Source organism: Acinetobacter sp. AS5 (assembly GCF_048957595.1).
Taxonomy (GTDB): Bacteria; Pseudomonadota; Gammaproteobacteria; order Pseudomonadales; family Moraxellaceae; genus Acinetobacter.
The window spans coordinates 14,908-34,702 of sequence record NZ_JARDAL010000044.1; the positions used below are offsets into that span (position 1 = coordinate 14,908).

Here is a 19,795-nt window from a genome sequence, read left to right on the forward strand (position 1 = left end):
TACTCCCGCCACTTTCGACTAGCTCAAGTGGGGGATTCTAAAAGCAAAAGCTCTTAGGTGACTTCCTCACGGATTTCACTTGCTTTCTGCTTCACAGGGCGATCTTTACCGCATCTTCCCTCGACAGACAAAACGGTATGTCCCACCGCTAAAATGTTACGAGAAGCGTTAATATCTGCATTCTCGCTAAAACCACAACTAACACACTCAAACTTAGCCTGAGTAGGTCTATTTTCTTTTGCAACATGACCGCATGAACTACAAGTCTGACTTGTATATCTAGGGTCAATCTTAACGAGTAAACCACCTCGCCATTGTTGCTTATACTCCAACATATTGACAAGCATTGACCAACCTTGATCTAGGATTGATTTGTTTAAGCCTGATTTAGCTTTAACATTCTTTCCTTTTTCTTCGATTGAGCCTTTGGCTGACTTCGACATATTGGCTACTTTTAAGTCCTCAACTACGATCATTGCGTGGTTTTTGCTGAGAGTTGTCGTGACTTTGTGCAAGTAGTCATGCCGAATATTGGCAATATGATGATGTAATTTATTGATCCTTAAATTAAGTTTTTTCCAATTTTGACTAAATTCGGTTTTCTTTCTCAACTTGCGTTGAAGCCTAGCCAACTTTACTTGATTGGCTTTAAAACTATTGATTGGGTCAAATACCTGACCTGTTGATATTGTAATTAATTTCTTAATACCAAGATCAACACCAATTGTAGATTTTGATGGATGAATTGGTTGTTCGATTTCACGGTTAGTAAAAAATGAAACATACCAAAGCCCACAAATTTTCTTAATTGTAATACTTGTGATTTTACCAACAATTTCTTGTGATTTTTTAAATCTTATCCAACCTGTTTTTTTAGGCAAAGAAACTCGATCACCAATAACCTCACAATCTGCAAATGGAAGTCTAAAAGATTGCTCACCATCTGATTTCTTCTTGAATCTTGGCATGAGTGGTCTAAGCTGAATCTCACCACCATCAGCCAATTTAAAAAAATTGGGTTTACGTGGTTTCCGCTTGTTTTGCTTTAAACGAGCTTGTTCTTTTTTGTTGTAAAACTTACCCCATGCTTGAGCAAGATCACGTATTTTTTGCTGTAAGCAAGCTGAATATGTTTGACCAAGAAAAGAAAATTCAGGTGTTTTTTTAAGGGGCACTAATTTTTTTTCAATGCTTTCGTAACGAATATATTCATCTTTAGCAAACATTTCAAATGATTTAGCGAGAATTTGATTCCACACAAAACGAGCAGAACCTATTGCTTGATTAAGCAATATTTCCTGTTCTTGGTTAGGCAGAAGCCTAAACTTGTAGTGTTGTGAAATCTTCATTAAATCATTGTTTATAAAAGAATTGTAGTGTTTAAATTATAGCAAAAATAAGCAATAAAACCAAGAAAACATTATCTTTAATATGGCTATCGCCACTCGCTTGTATCCTCCACCTGACTGTCGGTGAGGGTCTTACGCCCGATTAAGATAAGCAAATGTTCAATGTTTAACAATGGATTAGAGGTCAAGATTCAGGTCAGTGACTGCACCGGTTTCTGCACCTGAAGTCAGTTTGGCGAATTTGGCCAGCGCACCGTGGGTATAGTTTGGCTGAGGTTTTTTCCAGGCCGCTTGACGTGCGGCAATTTCTTCTTCCGCGACATGCCAGGTCATTTCCCGGGTTTCGGCGTTAATTGAAATCTGGTCACCATTTTTCACCAGACCAATCGGACCGCCCTCATAAGCTTCTGGGGTCACATGACCAATCACGAAACCATGACTGCCGCCAGAGAAGCGTCCGTCAGTAATTAAAGCCACCGAAGCGCCCAGACCTTTACCAATAATCGCAGAAGTCGGTTTCAGCATTTCCGGCATGCCCGGACCACCTTTTGGGCCAACGCCGCGAATCACCACCACTTCACCCGGCTGGACTTCGCCATCCAGAATCCCGCGCATGGCACCCTGCTCGCCTTCAAATACCCGGGCCGGACCAGCAAAATGCAGACCTTCCTTACCGGTAATCTTGGCCACGGCGCCCTTCGGCGACAGATTGCCTTTTAAAATCACCAGATGAGAGTCTTTTTTCACGGGCGCATCAAAAGGCAGAATAATCTGCTGACCTTCTGGATAGTCCTGAACCTCGGCCAGGTTTTCTGCCAGGGTTTTTCCGGTCACCGTCAGGCAGGAACCATCCAGCATGCCGGCATCCAGCATGCGCTTCATCAGCGGTTGAATCCCACCGATGGCAATCAGTTCAGACATTAAATACTTACCAGATGGGCGCACATCGGCCACCACCGGAATATCTTTACCAATCCGTACGAAATCATCAAGACTCAATTCAACCCCTGCGGTATGCGCCATGGCCAAAAGATGCAGTACACCATTGGTCGAGCCACCCAACGCAATCAAAACCTTGATCGAATTTTCAAAGGCAGCCTTGGTCATGATGTCACGCGGCTTGATATCCAGTCGCAACAGATTCATCACCGCCTCACCGGCACGGGCACAGTCAATTTGTTTGTCATCCGAAACTGCTTCTTGCGCGGACGAACCCGGCAAGCTCATACCGAGTGCTTCAATCGCAGAGGCCATCGAGTTAGCCGTATACATACCACCACAAGAACCCGGACCCGGCAAAGACACTTCTTCAATATGCTTGACCTGAATCGCGTTAATTTCACCTTTGGCATATTGACCGACTGCTTCAAATACCGAAATCATATCGGTATGGCCTTCGCCTGGTTTGATGGTGCCGCCATAAATAAACAGACCCGGACGGTTTAAACGGGCTAACCCCATAATGCAGCCGGGCATATTTTTATCACAGCCACCAATGGCGATCACCCCATCATAAGCCTGACAGCCCACGACCGTTTCAATCGAGTCTGCGATCACTTCCCGTGACAGCAGTGAATATTTCATGCCTTCCGTGCCATTGGAAATACCATCTGAAATGGTAATGGTATTAAAGATAATCCCCTTGCCGCCTGCCGCACTCACGCCCTGCTCTACAGTTCTGGCCAGACCATCAATATGCATATTACAAGGCGTGACATTGGCCCAGGTCGAGGCAATACCAATAAATGGACGTTCAAAATCAGCATCTTGAAAACCTGTGGCACGCATCATGGAACGGGCTGGTGCATTTTCAATGCCTTCATAAACGGGGGCTGAATGCTCGCGGATATTATCTTTACTCATTATTTTCTTCCTGGGCGTCGACTGATTTGAAACTTCAGTTTCAGCAATTTATTTTAAGACTATTGTATAGAAAGCATTCGGCATGTAAAAGAAATTACCCTATAGAAAAACATTTTGATGAATACTTAAAAAATTTTAATCACATGATCAAGCGACATGGATGTCGCCGTTTCGCTACTCTACAGGGAAGTAAAGTTAGCGGAACAAGAGCGTTTTGTTACTTTTGCGCCGTCAAAAGTAAGATTCTGCCTGCACAAAGATCATCAGAACTTTTAAAGTTATTAACGCTTTGATTTTAAGTGGATCTTCGATTTTTTTACCATACAGCCTCAAATTACCTGAGTAATTTTTAATGCTATCTCGTAGGCACTTTTACTTTTGCCGGGCCAAAAGTAAACAAAATCCCTTTGTTTGCCCGATATGGCATCCCTGCCATACGGGCAAACGTGCGACTTCCTGTCGCATTCTACTGGGCATAATTTGGAAAGTCTAAAAATAGTTTCTTGTATAAAAAAAGCACCCCATCTGGAGTGCTATTTAAATCTGTAAAATTACAAATTAGATATCACGTACTGCACCTTTCGAGGCACTGGTAGTATGCATCGCATACGCTTTCAGTGCTTTAGACACTTTACGCGGACGCTGTTCCGCAGGCTGCCAGCCTTTGGCTTCTTGTGCTTCACGGCGTGCTGCCATGGTTGCTTCGTCTACGGCCAGGTGAATAGTCCGGTTTGGAATATCAATTTCGATACGGTCACCATCTTCAACCAGACCAATCGCACCGCCTTCCGCAGCTTCAGGAGATACGTGACCGATTGAAAGGCCAGACGAACCGCCTGAGAAACGGCCATCCGTTAAAAGTGCACAGTCTTTACCCAAACCTTTCGATTTAAGATAACTGGTTGGATACAGCATTTCCTGCATGCCCGGACCACCACGTGGACCTTCGTAGCGAATTACCACCACATCACCCGCAGTGATTTTGCCGCCCAGAATCGCTTCTACAGCAGCATCCTGGCTTTCAAACACACGTGCAGTCCCGTTGAATTTCAGGATGGAATCATCCACACCCGCTGTTTTTACGATACAGCCTTCCAGTGCGATGTTGCCATAAAGTACTGCCAGGCCACCATCTTGCGAGAAGGCGTTGGCTGCATTACGGATCACGCCATTGTCACGGTCACCATCTAAACGGGCATAGTAACGGTCTTGTGAGAATGCCGTCTGCGTTGGTACACCGCCCGGCGCTGACTTAAAGAATTGATACACGTCTTCATCTTCAGTACGGATGATGTCCCATTTATCCAAGGCATCTTTTAAAGTTTTTTCATGGACGGTTGGAACAGATGTATCCAGCAAGCCTGCACGATCCAGTTCGCCCAGAATCGACATGATGCCACCGGCACGGTGTACATCTTCCATATGGACATCCTGTTTCGCTGGGGCAACCTTACAAAGAACCGGCACATTACGCGACAAACGGTCGATGTCGGTCATCGTGAAGTCGACTTCAGCCTCGTGTGCTGCTGCCAACAGATGCAGAACCGTATTGGTTGAACCACCCATTGAAATATCCAGCGTCATGGCATTTTCAAACGCTGCTTTGGTCGCGATTGAACGTGGCAACAAGCTGTAGTCATTTTGCTCATAATGACGTTTAGTGATTTCAACAATCAATTGACCCGCACGCTCGAATAATTTTTTACGATTTGCGTGGGTTGCCAGCGTAGAACCATTACCCGGTAAAGATAAACCTAAAGCTTCGGTCAAACAGTTCATGGAGTTGGCGGTGAACATGCCTGAACATGAACCACAGGTAGGACAGGCTGAACGCTCATAAGCTGCCACTTCTTCATCAGTAAAGCTGTCGTCTGCCGCAACCACCATGGCATCCACCAGGTCAATCGCGTGTTCATTGCCACGGATTTTGACCTTGCCCGCTTCCATCGGACCGCCAGAGACAAATACCACCGGAATGTTCAGGCGCATCGCGGCCATCAACATTCCCGGGGTGATCTTGTCACAGTTCGAGATACACACCATCGCATCGGCACAATGGGCATTGACCATGTACTCGACCGAGTCTGCAATCAGATCTCGTGAAGGCAATGAATACAGCATGCCGTCATGACCCATCGCAATACCGTCATCGACCGCAATGGTATTGAATTCTTTTGCTACACCGCCTGACGCTTCAATTTGACGTGCCACCAGCTGACCCAGATCTTTAAGATGCACATGACCCGGTACAAACTGGGTGAACGAGTTCACCACCGCAATAATCGGTTTACCGAAATCTTCATCTTTCATGCCGGTGGCACGCCATAAACCGCGTGCGCCAGCCATATTTCTTCCGTGTGTCGATGTTTTTGAACGATAGTCAGGCATTTTATATTTCCAACAAAGTTTGAGCTTGCAATGAATCGGGCAGATCCACTCTGGCTAAATCATACTGACAAGGAGCTTAAATCAGTTGAATTTTAAACCTATCATACTACAAGCCCTTGATTTACAAGATGGCCTTTTGGGTGTAGATGCAGGCAAAAATGTCTATAGAGAGGTTTGGATGATCTGACGATAAAAATTTCTTAATGAAATCTACTATACCGCCATCATCCTCAGGACAATACAAAACTTTCATGAATAATTTTTACAATTTGCATGAGTTTTTTTTATATAAAAATTCCACCGAAATTCAAGTACTCACCAAGCTTCTCGGATAAGTTTTTGCAACGATTAGGCTGAAATTTGGCTTTTGGCTTATAATAGCTTTTAAGTTTATTTGGAATTTCATGTGTGAAGATCATATTTGCAGGCACACCAGAATTTGCAGCGACTGCATTGGCTGCGTTGCTTAGAACCGAACATGAAATTGTGGCGGTCTATACTCAACCTGACCGCAAGGCCGGACGTGGACAAAAGCTCACGGCATCTGCGGTGAAGCAGTTAGCGCTTGAACACAATATTCCGGTTTATCAGCCTTTACATTTCAAGTCATTGACTGAAGAAGGCCTTGCAGCGCAAGCGGAACTTAAAGCCTTAAATGCAGATGTGATGGTAGTGGCGGCTTATGGTCTGATCCTGCCACAAGTGGTTCTGGATACGCCAAAATATGGTTGCCTGAATATTCATGGTTCGCTGTTGCCACGCTGGCGCGGTGCAGCCCCGATTCAACGTGCCATTGCTACCGGTGATACCGAAACGGGCGTGACTATTATGAAAATGGCGGCCGGTCTGGATACCGGGGATATGATGTATAAAACACGATGTCCGATTACTGCCGAGGATACTTCTGCCAGCCTGCATGACAAACTGGCGCTGCAAGGTGCTGAGGCGATTGTGGCCGTGCTTGAATCGGAACAGACCTTACAGCACTATCTTGAGATTCGCGAAGTCCAGGATGAAAGCCTGACGGTTTACGCGCATAAACTGTCAAAAGCTGAAGCACAAATTGACTGGACCCAGCCTGCAGCAGCCATTGACCGTAATATTCGTGCCTTTAATCCCTGGCCGGTGGCATTTACCCCACTAGATGACAGCAACAATTTACGCATCTGGAATTCATCGCTTTCCAAGCAAAACGCAAGCAATGCCCTGCCTGGTGAAGTAATTGCCTTGGACAAAGACGGGGTGCATGTGATGTGTGGCGACCAACATGCTATTTGCATCACCAATCTGCAATGGCCAGGCGGCAAAGCCCTGAATGCTGTTCAAATTAATCAAACTCAAAAACTATCGGTAGGATATAAATTCGCATGAGCCAAATTCAATCATCAGCTAAAAACTTGAATTTGCGCGCGCAAGTTGTAAAAACCCTATTGGCTGTACAAAATGGCCAATCACTTGCTTCTGTACTCAATCAACATATTAATATTGTGTCTGAACGTGACCGTGGTCTTTATCACGAGTTAACGCTAGGCTGTTTACGTCAGTGGCATGGCCTGAAAGCCATCACCCTGCCGCTATTAACCAAACCTCTTGATAACCAGGCTCTAGAAAGCTGCTTATATTTGGGTTTGTACCAGATTCTATGTACGCGTATTCCGGCACATGCTGCGATTTCAGAAACCGTCACTGCAGCCAAACAGCTGGGATTTGAACCTTTAAGCGGTCTGGTCAATGCGGTACTGCGTCGTGTTTCACGTGAAACAGAAGAATTTGACCTGGCTTTAAATCAGGCGCATGGCCTGCCAAGCTGGCTCTACAAGCGTTTAAAGAAAGACTGGCCGGAACAGCTTGCCGAGCTGTCACATGACTTGAAACAGATTGCGCCGCTTACCTTGCGTGTCAATATCAATCAGGTCAGCCGTGATGAATATCTGGAAATTCTGGAAGAAGAAGGCTATGAAGCACGTGCCTGTACTCTTTCTGAAGTTGGGATTGTACTGGAACAGAATGTGCATATTCCGAACCTGCCGGGCTATGAAGCCGGCGGTTTCTCGGTGCAGGATGAACATGCCCAGCTGTGTGCGACCTTAGTTCCTGACCTTGAAGGCAAAATCGTAGTAGATGCCTGCGCTGCGCCAGGGGGTAAGACTGCGCATATCTTGGAAAAATACAGCCCGAAAAAACTCTATGCCATTGATCAGGATGCTAAACGTTTAGTCCGTGTGGCAGAAAATCTGGAACGTTTACTGTTAACTGAATATGCCGACGTTGAAATTATCGCGGCTGATGCGATCACCTGGACCGCTCCGGAGCCGGTCGATTGTATCGTACTGGATGCACCATGCTCTGCAATTGGTGTGATCCGTCGTCATCCGGATATTCGCTTGTTACGTCACTCTACCGATATTCCGCAAACGGTACAGCTGCAAAAGCAGATTCTGGAAAATATGTGGCAGCAACTGAAAGTCGGTGGTACGTTGCTGTACATCACCTGTTCAATTCTGAAAGCCGAAAATGAACAACAGATGGTCGAGTTCTTTGCTCAACATGCCGATGCCAAAGAAATCAAAATCGAAGCCGATTGGGGCATCGAACAGATTCATGGCCGTCAATTGTTACCGAAAGCGGATCAAGGCGACGGCTTCTTCTATTGCCGTATTGAAAAAACGGCATAAATCATGCGTTTAAAATGAAAGGCAGCCTAAGCTGCCTTTTTTATATCTCGTGATTTAGTGAATATGAGGTTTATTGAATAAACTTAAAAATCACCAGACTGCTGGCCAATGCAGCCATGCCACTGACCAGCCCATATACCGTTTCATGTCCTTTGGCATAGCGTTTTGCCGTCGGCAATAATTCATCCAGTGCCAGATAAACCATCACGCCGCCAATCACCCCAAAGATCAGACCATAGACGGTTTCACTCATATAAGGTGCCAGAATAAAATAACCGAGCGCTGCCCCCAATGGTTCGGCCAGGCCCGAGACCAGACTGGCCCAGAGCGCATAATCTTTACGGCCGGTGGCCATATATACCGGCAAGGCTATCGCCACACCTTCTGGCACATTATGAATCGCAATTGCCACCGCCAACGGCGCACCTAAAGCTGGGCTTTCTAGTGTGGCAAAAAACGTCGCCAGTCCTTCTGGTAGGTTATGTGCGCTAATCGCAAACAGGGTCAGCATACCGGTACGCAGTAATTGGGGGGAACTGACGCCCTTGGCAGAATGGGTTTCAATCGTGTCATGCGGATTCGGCACAAAGCGATCCAGCAATAACACCAAAACCACGCCCAGTAAAAAAGCAAAAGTGCCAAAGGCAAAACCGGTTTTTTCATCAAAATCCAGACTAAAGGACGCAATCGATTTGTTCAGAATTTCGGTTAAAGAGACATAGATCATGGCACCGGCAGCAAAGGCCAAACCAAAGGCCAGCAGGCGGAAATTGGGTTTTTTTAAGAATAATACCAGCCCCCCACCCACCACGGTGGCCAGCCCGGCAAATAAAGTTACGGCAAAGGCTGTATAGACTTGTCCATCTGAAACGGAAATCATGTCAAAGCATCAGCCATTAAAAAAGTCATTATCATCAAGGATGATAATGACTTCCGTTTATGGCAACAGTACGTTTATGTGAAGATTTTTAGTCTTCTGGTTCTTCCGGATTCTTTACCAGATGAATCACAGCCAGTACCAGACCACCCCATAATAAAACGATGGAGATGATCATCATGATTAGTGCAGATGTATTCATAGTCGCTCTCCTAGCTGTGACGGTCTTTGATCAGGCTGAACAGAATGGCACCCAGAATAAAGAATGCCATCACTCCTCCACCTACCATCCATAGGGTACTGGCAGCATAGCCACCATAACCTTCTGCCATGACGGATTTCAGGGTCAAGCCCAATGCCAGCAATAATGACAAAGGCGTGATCACCGTCAGCATGAAGTTCCAGCTGGCACCCAGTTTCACGCTGGCAAACTCATTCACATGGCCTTCCAGCTGTTTCATTAATGGACGACGGAACCACGACAACAGAATAATCGATAACAGACCACCACCGACAATACCGATGTTATTGGCAAAGTAGTCGATGATATCGACAAAGGTAATCGCACTATGTGTCGAGAACATCAGGGTAGAAATCACTGCTGAACCACCAGCAATAATCGTCACTGACTTGTTCTTTGACCAGCCCAGCTTGTCCTGGAATGCAGCAATCGGAACTTGCAGGATGCTCACCATGGAGGTAATACCCGCCACCGTCAATGAACCAAAGAACAGGAAACCGAACAGGTCACCACCTGCACCTAAACTGGAAATGATTTTCGGAAACGCAATAAAGGCCAGACCAATACCACCGGACACCACATCTTCAACTTTCGCACCTGAGCTGAATGCCATAAAACCAAGCGCGGCAAAGACACCAATACCCGCCAGGATTTCAAAAGACGAGTTGGCCAGTGCCACCACGATCCCGGAACCGGTCAGGTTGGTTTTGCGTTTCAGGTAAGATGCATAGGTCAACATGATCCCGAAGCCCACTGACAATGAGAAGAAGATATGACCAAAAGCGGCTAACCAGACTTTATAGTTGGCCATCGCTTCCCAGTTCGGCGTGAAGAAAGCATTTAAACCATCGACTGCACCCGGTAAACGGACTGCCTGAATCACTAGGATCGTGAATAAAATCACCAGCAATGGCATAAAGATTTTATTCGCCAGTTCTACCCCACGGCGTACGCCACCGTAAAGAATCAGCATGACTGCTGCCCAAACGACTACCAGACCGAAGAACAGTACAGGTACGAAACCGAAAGTCAGGCCCTCACCATTTTGCAGGTAAGTATTGAAGAAGAAGCCTTGAGTATCTGTGCCCCACTGCTGTCCAAAGGAATAGAACATATAGCTGCCGGCCCAAGACAAGACACTGGCATAGTAAATTCCGATCACCAGAGTGACCATGACCTGCCACCAACCCAAGGATTCGGTATTCATGAGTTTTTTATAGGCCATAGGCGGTGCTTTACGGAACTTGTGTCCGACCGCATAGTCTAAAAACAATAAAGGTAAACCTGCTGCGAAAATCGCAATCAGATAAGGGATCAGGAATGCCCCGCCACCATTTTCATAGGCAACATAAGGGAAACGCCAGATATTCCCCAAGCCAACGGCGGAACCAATCGCTGCAATAATGAATCCTGATCGTGCGGACCAATTCTCACGAGTTTCTGTCATAGAACACCTAAACTTTTAACCCCTTTAGATGCTGCTTGTTATGGTTATGGCGCAAGCAAAAAAAGAAGCATTTTCAATAATTTTGGGTGTTTGAATTAGAGGGCACCTTGTGGGCGTCGAATTCTAATGTACAAACAGGTCAGCAGGTCTTACATCTTGCTTAAAGTCTGATCGAAAAACTGACCTTGTAGATGATTTAACAATACTGACTTTTTTAAATTTTTTCTGTAAATTCTGCTTAAAATATTCGTTATTTATAATCTATTCGAATTAAGCGTTCAATAATTCTGCGAAATAAGCCAGATTAAACAAGTTATATATTGACAAACTTTTTGGAATATATTTTTCTTAAGTTTTACTACAGGGTCGCTGTTTCAAAAAATGTATTCCAAGACTCTGATCCAGCATCTGTTTTTAGATCATTATTTGAAGATGAAACGGCTCATACTAAGGCAAATGACCAAGCCGTGATATGGGAAATCAAATTCTCTCATGGAATTTTGACCTCTTTAAAAACCGGTTTAAATATCACAAGCAGATTTAAAACAAGCTGCCTGTGATATCGAAGCGATGAGTATTCTAAACTTAGGCTTTAATCACCAGCATGCGCTCTTCCTGCATGTCGCGAATGGCTGACTGAATTCCTTCACGACCCAGACCTGAATCTTTGACCCCGCCATAAGGCATGTTATCGACCCGGAAAGACGGAATATCATTGATGATGACACCGCCCACATGCAGATGATCCCAGGCATACAGCATCTTGTTCAGATTCTGGGTATAGACCCCAGCTTGCAAGCCAAAACGGCTGCGGTTGATACAGGCAATACCGGATTCGAAATCAGCATACGCTTCCAGAATTGCCACCGGGCCAAAGGCTTCATCACGGTAGATTTCCAGACTGTGGTCTACATTTTCCAGCAAGGTCGGTGCGAACATCACACCATTTAGCTCACCTCCAATCAGGATTTTCGCATCTTTTTTCAAGGCTTTATCCAGCCATTTTTTCAGGCGTTTAGCTTCTGCTTCTTTGATCATCGGACCAACCAAGGTCGTGCTTAAATTCGGATCGGCTGCTTTAATCGTTTTCAGTTTCGCCAGCAGTTTGTCCTTCACTTCAGTATAAATCTGCTGATGCACCAAAATGCGTTGCACACTGATACACACCTGTCCGGCATGGTTATACGCCCCGCCAATTAGACGGTTAATCAAGGCATCGTTAATTTCGGTATCTGGCTCAATCATGACAGCAGCATTGCCACCCAGCTCCAAGACCACTTTTTTACGACCGGCACGCGCTTTCATATCCCAGCCTATAGCATCGGAACCGGTAAAACTGAGTAATTTAAAACGCTCATCGGTGACCAGTAGATCAGCCAGCTCTCGCGGACAGGGCAATACCGAAAAGGCACCTTGCGGTAAATCGGTTTCCGCCAGAATTTCAGCAATTTTTAAGGCAGAAATCGGGGTCAGGCTAGGTGGTTTCAGCACAAAGGGACAACCGGCTGCAATCGCAGGAGCAATTTTATGCGCGGTCAGGTTTAAAGGAAAATTAAACGGACTAATCAAAGACACTGCACCAATCGGCACCTGTTTTACAATGCCCCGATAACCGGATGCTGCCGCAGTCACGGCCAAAGGCAGCATACGTCCCTGATCAACTTGGGTCACAGCATCTGCGGCAATCTGGAAAGTATTAATCAGACGTTCAACTTCGGCTTCGGCTGCTTTACGCGGCTTGCCCCCTTCTGCAATCAGAATTTCAGTCAGTTCTTCATGAATCTCACGAAAACGGCGTACGCAATGCAGCAGAATTTTCTGTTTCTGAAACGGCTCCAAGGCAGCCATTTCGGCTTCTGCGTCTACGGCAGACTGAATCGCCTGTTCCAGTGTATTGGCATCAGCCAAGGCGACACGGGCATACAGTTCGTGGTTATATTTATGTTTGACCTCTAACCATTCACCCGTCTGAACGGCCTGACCGGCGACATATAATGCATACTCTTTCGTTTGTTGTGTGCTTCTCGCTACCATCTTATTGTCCTGCAAAATCCAAGGATATACATTTTTGAAATTCTCTATATCATGCACTTGCTACTCCATATTAAGAAGATGTTTTTAAGTAACCAGACACCTCCAATTTTAATAAAGCTTTAGGGAATAGAGCCATGCGCGCAAAAATACTCACCACCTTATTCTTCGGTTTTGGACTCAGTACGCTCAGTCATGCAGATGTAATCGGCGTGAAAGCAGATCTCAGTTACTGGGATTTTGACGGCTATAGTCAGGATAACAATTTCAAGCATGAGCTAGATCGACAAGGTACAGCGCAGCTATCTGTCGCTGTAGAACATCCTGTGCCATTGTTACCAAATGCCAAGATTAAATACGTCAATCTGGACAGCAATAGCGAACAGAGTTCTCTTATCAATGCCTCAGAAATTGAGCTGAACAATATTGACTATATTCTGTATTATGAATTGCTAGATACTATTGTGCATGCGGATATAGGCGCAGGTTTAACCAATCTAGATGGTACTGTGAAAAACCTGACGACCGGAGTTTTCACTCAATACGATCTGGATGAATACAGCCCACTGCTCTATGCAACAGCCGGGGTTAAATTGCCCTTTACCGGTATGAGTGCCAAAGCAGAAGCGGTTTACAGTCACGGCAGCGATACCCGAAAGACCGACGTACAGGCGGAACTGCAATATGATTTCATTGATAATCTGCTGGTCGATGTCGGTGCCAAAATCGGTTATCGCCTCATGCAGGTAGATTTTGAACAGGATCAACGTCCAGATTTACAGCTGGAATTTAAAGGTCCTTATATCGGCTTAGATATACATTTTTAATGCAATACAACCGGTTAAGCCTACAAAGCTCAATTTCTCTGCGCTGATGTAAGCCAAAGCGTACAGCAATAACCGCAATCTGCTGCTAGTGCGCCACCGGGATGTGTATTACTTTATAAACATAGAGAGCAGGATGCTCCGAAGACCTAAAAACAAGAATAACATTGCAACACCAGGACGTGAGGTACGACAGGAGTTATACCTAAATCACGAGATACGAAAAAGCCCCGACAGGATGTCGGGGCTTTTTTTTCTGCCTATTATTTTATTTATCATTGCTTAACAGTTCCGAGCTAAAACTCCAACATTGTAAGAATCCCCTTGTTGTTAAGCTAAAAATCCTCACATTTTTTGGGAACAGCAATCATGGTAAAAAAGGTCCTCTTTATTACATCCAATCAAGGCATTGAACATGATGAACTCACCGAGCCTTTAAATTTTCTAAAGTCCAAAGGTTTTGAGGTGATTCATGCTGCCGAAAAAAATGAAGATGTCGCGACTGTCAAAGGTGATACCAAAGCTGCCACCCAATATACGCCAGATACCAGTTTCGCCCATGTCGACCTGAATGATTATGATCTTTTGGTGATTCCCGGTGGTACAGTCAACGCGGATACCTTAAGAATCAATCAGGATGCGCAAAAAATCATTCAGCATTTTGCCGACAATCACAAACCGATTGCGGCGATTTGTCACGGGCCATGGGCCTTAATTGATGCAGATCGAATTAAAGACAAGAATCTGACCTCGTATAAAAGCATCAAGCTGGATCTGGAAAATGCCGGCGGAAAATGGGTCGATGAAGAAGTGCATCGCTGTAATACCGGCGACTGGGTTCTGATTACTTCACGTAATCCGGATGATCTACCCGCCTTTAATGAAGCGATTTTAAAAGAACTTGAAGGTGATGCTGCTTAAGCGCCTAGCATAAAAAGAACCTCACAATTGAGGTTCTTTTTTTTTGCTTTAAACAGTTCCGGTCAAGCTTTTTAGATAAACCATCACTTCTTTATTGCCTGCCATTTCGGCCAGTTCTAGTGCCGTATGCGGACTGCGATGGGCAATATCTGCACCTTTGCTAACCAGAAGTTTGACTACGTCTAGATGATCATTTTCAGCGGCGGCCTGTAAGGCGCTATAGCCTTCTTCGTCGGCAGAGTTGACGTCCAGACCTTCCTGTAGTGCCTGTTCGACCTGTTCAATGTCGCCTAAAGATGCCCAGTACACCAGTTCAGGAAGATGCAGTTCGTCATCATCTTCAGGGATTGGGGAGATTGAATTGAGTTTCATAATGAGATCAAATTTATTATTTATTAATAAATATTTTACAATGTCAAAAAGTTAATTTCTATTGTATTTCATTATGAATATTATCTAATCTGACGGTCTGTTCTTTAATTTGGGACAGTCTTGTATAGTTACCTACAACTGCTAAACCTAAAATACTGATAATCAACCAAGCAGTCCAATCTGCTAACTCCACTACATCGTTAGCTTCTATGTCAGACCAATATGCTCTATGTAAAGCTTTAGATCTTTTCTTATACATTTTTTTAATTTTAGATTTTACCTCTCTATAATTTTCAATATCATGGATTCGATAACCACCATATACCAATATACAGGCAAGACCTTTTGCATTTGATTCAGATATTTCATCTTGTGTAATAGAGAAGAAGCACTCAATACATGACCATAATTTAATAAATTTCATAGTATCATTATTATCTTTTGTAGCTTCACAAAACCAATATACAGATTTAATAATCGCATCTTCTACTTCGGTTTTTAATTCTTTTTCTAAAATAGTAAAAAACTCATCAAAGAATAAATTGGTTTTAAAGTGTTTTAATATTTCTAAATCAATTTCAGCATTGGAAAATTTAGGAAATGAATAAGAAAAACTTCCATATTGACTTTCGTTTGCCCACTGTAAACGAAGGTTACGAGATTTATGGCTAGAAGAAGAATTTAAAGCTTGAATCCTATAATTTAATATTGATTTTTTATTTATAGTTTGCAAACAGATACTCAAAAAACTAGTAATTAGATTAGCTTTGTAATCAAATTTATGTTCTACCTGCTTCTTACTTCCTTTTTCACTTCCACAAATCCATAGATAATCTTTCATCATCTCATAAAAATCAGCTTCTTCTTTTCCATAGGCTTTAAGAAATGTTGAAAAATCAGAAGAAATTATTTTATATTCTCCACAGTTTAATTGTTCTATGCCGTTAAGCTTTATACCTTCACAGCAGTTAATATTATTAAATACTCTTATTTCTTTCTTTGATAACTCATAGACATCATCTATCATATTTTCTGGAGATTTTTTATTTAGGATATAGTCAGCATATATTTTTTTAACATTAGAGAAAATCTCAGAAAAAGTGATGTAATCTTCTAAATCATAATAAACAATCAATTCACTGGTGATGGACCTTAAAGTGTTTCTTGTATCAGTAGTAATGAAAATTGTTTTTTCTTTTGATAAAGTCAGCTCTTGTCCAAAATAATCATCAAGATTTTTTATATCATCAAAGCTATTTATCTTTACGAAAGCTTGCAACTTAAACAATGAGTTAACCATTCTTTGCAATATTCTTTTAGCTTTACTTGTATTCATAAAATTTATTAAATTTAAAGTGTATATATCATTCTAAATAGTATACCTCTTATAAAAAAGCCCCCTTTCGGAGGCTTCTTTTTAAAACTCAAATTCTTAAGCTTTAGACACTGCTGGCTCGACTGAACCAATCTTTTCAGATTCATCGTCATGCATGATCAAGGCAACCGCAATTGCAGTGATCAGCACCGGCAAACCGACTGCCATAAAGTTGAAGTAAGCAGGCAGATTCATACCAAGTAAGCCACCAATCAGGATCGGCCCTACAATCGCGCCCATACGACCGATCGCAGAAGACCAGCCAATACCTGTCGAACGTACTGCAAGTGGGTAGAACTGCGCAACATAGCTATATAGCAACATTTGTGAACCAATCGACGCTGCACCCGCCAGGAATACCAGGATGTAAAGTAAGAATTGGTTAGATGCAAAGCCCATTGAGCTCATCACAATCGCACCCATCATACCGAGGAACATCAGTACCGGTTTCAGGTGGAAACGATCCGCGAGAATACCACCACCGACAATACCCACAACCGCACCAACGTTCATCACCATCATGAACATCAAGCTGTTGTCCATCGAGTAGCCTGCTGCCATCATCAACTTCGGTAACCAGCTACTCAGTGCATACATGGTTAACAGACAAGTGAAGAACGCGACCCAGAACAGTAAAGTATTGACCGCACGACCACGACGGAACAAACTCACCACGTTGGCTGCTTCAGGCACATTTTCCTGTGGCAAAGTGAAAGTTGTATTCTCGGTAACTGTCAGATTTGGCGCCAAGCGACGTACAATACGACGAGCTTCTGGCTGCTTGTTCTGTTTCACAATAAATGCGAGCGATTCAGGCAGGAATTTCCAGATCACTGGTAATAAAAACAGTGGAATACCCGCGATAAAGAACATGATTTGCCAACCAAAACTTGGGGTAAACCACGAACCTAATAACGCTGCCATCACGCCACCGACCGCATAACCACTAAACATGGTGGTCACCAGCGTACTACGCATTTTTTGTGGAGCATATTCCGAAGTCAATGCCACCAGGTTTGGCATTACGCCACCAATACCAAGACCGGCAAGGAAACGTAAAATACCGAATTCGGTTGGGTTTGAAGCAAAGCCTCCGGCAAAGGTTAAACCACTAAATAATACAATACAGATCATGATCACTTTCTTACGACCGATCTTGTCCGCGAGGGAACCAAAGATCATCGCACCAAACATCATGCCGGCCAGTGCGGTACTTGCAAGCATTCCGGCCTGCACTGCACTTAAGCCCCAGTCTTGCATCAATAACGGTAAAACTACACCATTGATTGCGAGATCATAGCCATCAAATAAGATAATGAGTAAACACCAAGCAACTACATTGAAGTGGAAAGGCGTGAATTTCGCATTATCGACTACAGAATTTACATCTATTTTTTCCGTTGTCATCGTTCTCATCTCCCATGAGTACTTGTCCATAACATCTTGTTGAAGACTGAAGTCAATCTTCAATGTCAGGCAATATACGCAAGCAGGATTTAAGGCACAATAAGACTAATTGATATTCTGCTATGCTCTCGGAAATGTCATTTATTTGCGTGATATGTCACACTATTATTAGTATAAACTTTTGAATAATTGATGTTTATTTTTTAATTCGTCCAATATTTAAGCTCTTTTAATCCGCTTATTCTTTTGACCAATTGAATATTGATTTAATTTCATACTAAAGATATGAAAAAGCCCCTTTAAGTAAGGAGCTTTTTAACTGAGTAGGTCAATTACGAGAGTTTAAATTTTAGCTGTTTTTAATTTTTTCACCATAACGCGACCAGGTTGTGGCTTACGAATCATTGAAATAGCGATGATGCCAATAATACCTGGCATTGCCACTGCGATAAAGTTCCATTTATGTGGTAACTCCATACCAAGCAGCATACCAATCACGATTGGGCCAACAATTGCACCTGTACGCCCTACAGCAGAAGCCCAACCAATACCAGTAGAACGTACTGCAACAGGATAGTATTGAGCAACATAGCTATATAACAAGATACTGGTACCAATAGATGAGGCACCTGCTAAACTGACAAGTAAATAAATAACAGGGGTTGGAGAATTAAAGCCCAAACCAACCAAAGACAGTACACCGACAGTTAACATACTCATAAGAACAGGTTTAAAGTCAAAACGGTCTGCCAAAATACCACCGCTAATGGTTCCGATCACGGCACCAATATTCAGTGCTAATAAGAACATTAAACTGCTACCTAAAGAATATCCCGCGGCCATCATAAGTTTTGGTAGCCAGCTTCCAAGTGCGTAAAGCATGAGTAAGCACATAAAGAAAGCAATCCAAAATAAGAATGTTCCTGTGGCACGATTTTCTGTAAATAAAGCTTTTACTGATGCACTTTGGGTTTGATCAGCGCTAGCTAGAACAAGTTCAGTATCTGCTTGTATGTCTGCAGTTGGCTCGACTTGCTTTATAAAGCGACGTGCTTCATTCACTTTTTGTTCTTTAACGAGGAAAGTTAAAGACTCAGGTAAGAACTTCCAAAAAAATGGAACAAAAAGTAATGGAATGCCTGCAATGAAGAACATAATTTCCCAACCAAAACTTGGTGTAAACCATGTACCGCATAATGCAGCCATAATACCGCCTACGGCATAACCACTAAACATGGTGGTTACCAGTGTGCTTTTTAAACGTTTAGGTGCATATTCAGACGTTAGAGCGACTAAGTTTGGTAATACACCACCAATCCCTAAACCAGCAATAAAACGTAAAATACCAAATTCTGTTGGATTAGTGGTAAATCCACCCAAAAAAGTAAAAGCACTAAATAAAGAAACACAAATCAAGATAACTTTTTTACGACCAATTTTGTCTGCAAGCATCCCAAACAGCATGGCTCCAAACATCATGCCAGCGAGTGCTGTACTTGCAAGCATGCCTGCTTCAACAGCACTCATGCCCCACTCTTGCATAAGTAGAGGCAGAACGACACCGTTAATTGCTAAATCATATCCGTCAAATAGGACAATAAACAAACACCACAATACAATGCTTAAGTGAAATTTAGTGAATTTTGCCTGATCAATCACATCATTCACACTCACCGTGTTTGCTACTCGCTTCATGTTTTCTGCCATTTTTACTCACCTCCTGTGAGTTTTTTTCGTTGTTTTTAGCACGACACATGACCCTAACTCTTATTTATTATTTTTAATGATTCTTATCGCCATGTCTTCGCAACAACTTAGTTCAACACAGCTACTTTTCATGCAATATCCGACTAAAGTCTTACTTATTCCTTAGAATTCTAAACCCATGAGTCCAGTTTTTAATCAATACTCAACAATTCCCACAGTGATTTGATTAAAACCCGCGCACAAAAAAACACCCCCAACCGTTTGGTTGGGGGTGTTTTGAATAATGAGCTGGCGATGACTTACTCTCACATGGGTAAC

15 protein-coding genes are annotated in these 19,795 nt (G+C 43.4%); 4 read left to right on the forward strand and 11 right to left on the reverse strand.

Features of this window, described 5'->3' with window-relative positions; genetic code table 11:
* Positions 1-53: 53 nt before the first annotated feature.
* The 3 genes from PV763_RS13640 to ilvD (PV763_RS13650) all read right to left on the reverse strand — a co-directional run bounded on the left by PV763_RS13640 (position 54) and on the right by ilvD (PV763_RS13650) (position 5,600).
* The gene (locus PV763_RS13640) at positions 54-1,349 is read right to left on the reverse strand and encodes an RNA-guided endonuclease InsQ/TnpB family protein (protein WP_420938030.1); all 1,296 of its coding nucleotides are present in this window, start codon (positions 1,347-1,349) and stop codon (positions 54-56) included.
* Positions 1,350-1,526: 177 nt separating this feature from the next.
* On the reverse strand, positions 1,527-3,212 hold the full coding sequence (ilvD, locus tag PV763_RS13645) for a dihydroxy-acid dehydratase (protein WP_420938031.1): 1,686 nt from the start codon (positions 3,210-3,212) through the stop codon (positions 1,527-1,529).
* Between the two features lie 558 nt (positions 3,213-3,770).
* Positions 3,771-5,600 carry a dihydroxy-acid dehydratase gene (gene ilvD / locus PV763_RS13650; protein WP_420938032.1) on the reverse strand — a complete coding sequence of 610 codons (1,830 nt, stop codon included), beginning with the start codon at positions 5,598-5,600 and terminating at the stop codon, positions 3,771-3,773.
* Positions 5,601-6,008: 408 nt separating this feature from the next.
* Between ilvD (PV763_RS13650) and fmt the strand changes: the two genes are divergently transcribed.
* Together fmt and rsmB are read left to right on the forward strand one after the other, a co-directional pair.
* The gene (fmt, locus tag PV763_RS13655) at positions 6,009-6,971 is read left to right on the forward strand and encodes a methionyl-tRNA formyltransferase (protein WP_253148442.1); all 963 of its coding nucleotides are present in this window, start codon (positions 6,009-6,011) and stop codon (positions 6,969-6,971) included.
* Positions 6,968-8,275 carry a 16S rRNA (cytosine(967)-C(5))-methyltransferase RsmB gene (gene rsmB, locus PV763_RS13660; protein ID WP_004280818.1) on the forward strand — a complete coding sequence of 436 codons (1,308 nt, stop codon included), beginning with the start codon at positions 6,968-6,970 and terminating at the stop codon, positions 8,273-8,275. The genes fmt and rsmB overlap by 4 nt, the downstream gene beginning before the upstream one ends.
* Before the next feature lie 70 nt (positions 8,276-8,345).
* Here the strand turns inward: rsmB and zupT are convergent, their stop codons facing one another.
* From zupT to PV763_RS13680, 4 genes are all read right to left on the reverse strand, one after another.
* On the reverse strand, positions 8,346-9,155 hold the full coding sequence (gene zupT, locus PV763_RS13665; RefSeq protein ID WP_005268208.1) for a zinc transporter ZupT: 810 nt from the start codon (positions 9,153-9,155) through the stop codon (positions 8,346-8,348).
* Between the two features lie 88 nt (positions 9,156-9,243).
* Entirely contained in the window at positions 9,244-9,354 is a 111-nt protein-coding gene (locus PV763_RS13670; protein ID WP_005268210.1) for a methionine/alanine import family NSS transporter small subunit, read from the reverse strand.
* A 10-nt stretch (positions 9,355-9,364) separates the two neighbouring features.
* Positions 9,365-10,840 (reverse strand): sodium-dependent transporter, encoded by a 1,476-nt coding sequence (locus tag PV763_RS13675; protein ID WP_420938033.1) that lies wholly within the window; start codon positions 10,838-10,840, stop codon positions 9,365-9,367.
* A 585-nt stretch (positions 10,841-11,425) separates the two neighbouring features.
* Positions 11,426-12,874, reverse strand: a complete 1,449-nt coding sequence (locus PV763_RS13680) for an aldehyde dehydrogenase family protein (RefSeq protein WP_420938034.1) — start codon at positions 12,872-12,874, stop codon at positions 11,426-11,428.
* A gap of 134 nt (positions 12,875-13,008) precedes the next feature.
* Here PV763_RS13680 and PV763_RS13685 point away from each other — a divergent pair, with 134 nt between their 5' ends.
* Both PV763_RS13685 and PV763_RS13690 read left to right on the forward strand, forming a co-directional pair.
* Positions 13,009-13,698, forward strand: a complete 690-nt coding sequence (locus PV763_RS13685; RefSeq protein ID WP_420938035.1) for a TIGR04219 family outer membrane beta-barrel protein — start codon at positions 13,009-13,011, stop codon at positions 13,696-13,698.
* 366 nt (positions 13,699-14,064) lie between these two features.
* Positions 14,065-14,616, forward strand: a complete 552-nt coding sequence (locus PV763_RS13690; RefSeq protein WP_420938036.1) for a type 1 glutamine amidotransferase domain-containing protein — start codon at positions 14,065-14,067, stop codon at positions 14,614-14,616.
* A gap of 48 nt (positions 14,617-14,664) precedes the next feature.
* Here the strand turns inward: PV763_RS13690 and PV763_RS13695 are convergent, their stop codons facing one another.
* The 4 genes from PV763_RS13695 to PV763_RS13710 all read right to left on the reverse strand — a co-directional run bounded on the left by PV763_RS13695 (position 14,665) and on the right by PV763_RS13710 (position 19,477).
* Complete coding sequence (locus PV763_RS13695; protein ID WP_420938037.1) at positions 14,665-14,988, reverse strand: ankyrin repeat domain-containing protein; 324 nt, start codon at positions 14,986-14,988, stop codon at positions 14,665-14,667.
* A 58-nt stretch (positions 14,989-15,046) separates the two neighbouring features.
* On the reverse strand, positions 15,047-16,324 hold the full coding sequence (locus PV763_RS13700) for a hypothetical protein (RefSeq protein ID WP_420938038.1): 1,278 nt from the start codon (positions 16,322-16,324) through the stop codon (positions 15,047-15,049).
* Positions 16,325-16,420: 96 nt separating this feature from the next.
* A complete protein-coding gene (locus PV763_RS13705; RefSeq protein ID WP_420938039.1) occupies positions 16,421-17,770 on the reverse strand; it encodes an aromatic acid/H+ symport family MFS transporter in 1,350 nt (449 codons plus the stop codon).
* A 342-nt stretch (positions 17,771-18,112) separates the two neighbouring features.
* Positions 18,113-19,477: an MFS transporter gene (locus PV763_RS13710; RefSeq protein ID WP_420938040.1), complete on the reverse strand. Its 1,365-nt coding sequence runs from the start codon at positions 19,475-19,477 to the stop codon at positions 18,113-18,115.
* Positions 19,478-19,795 lie beyond the last annotated feature (318 nt).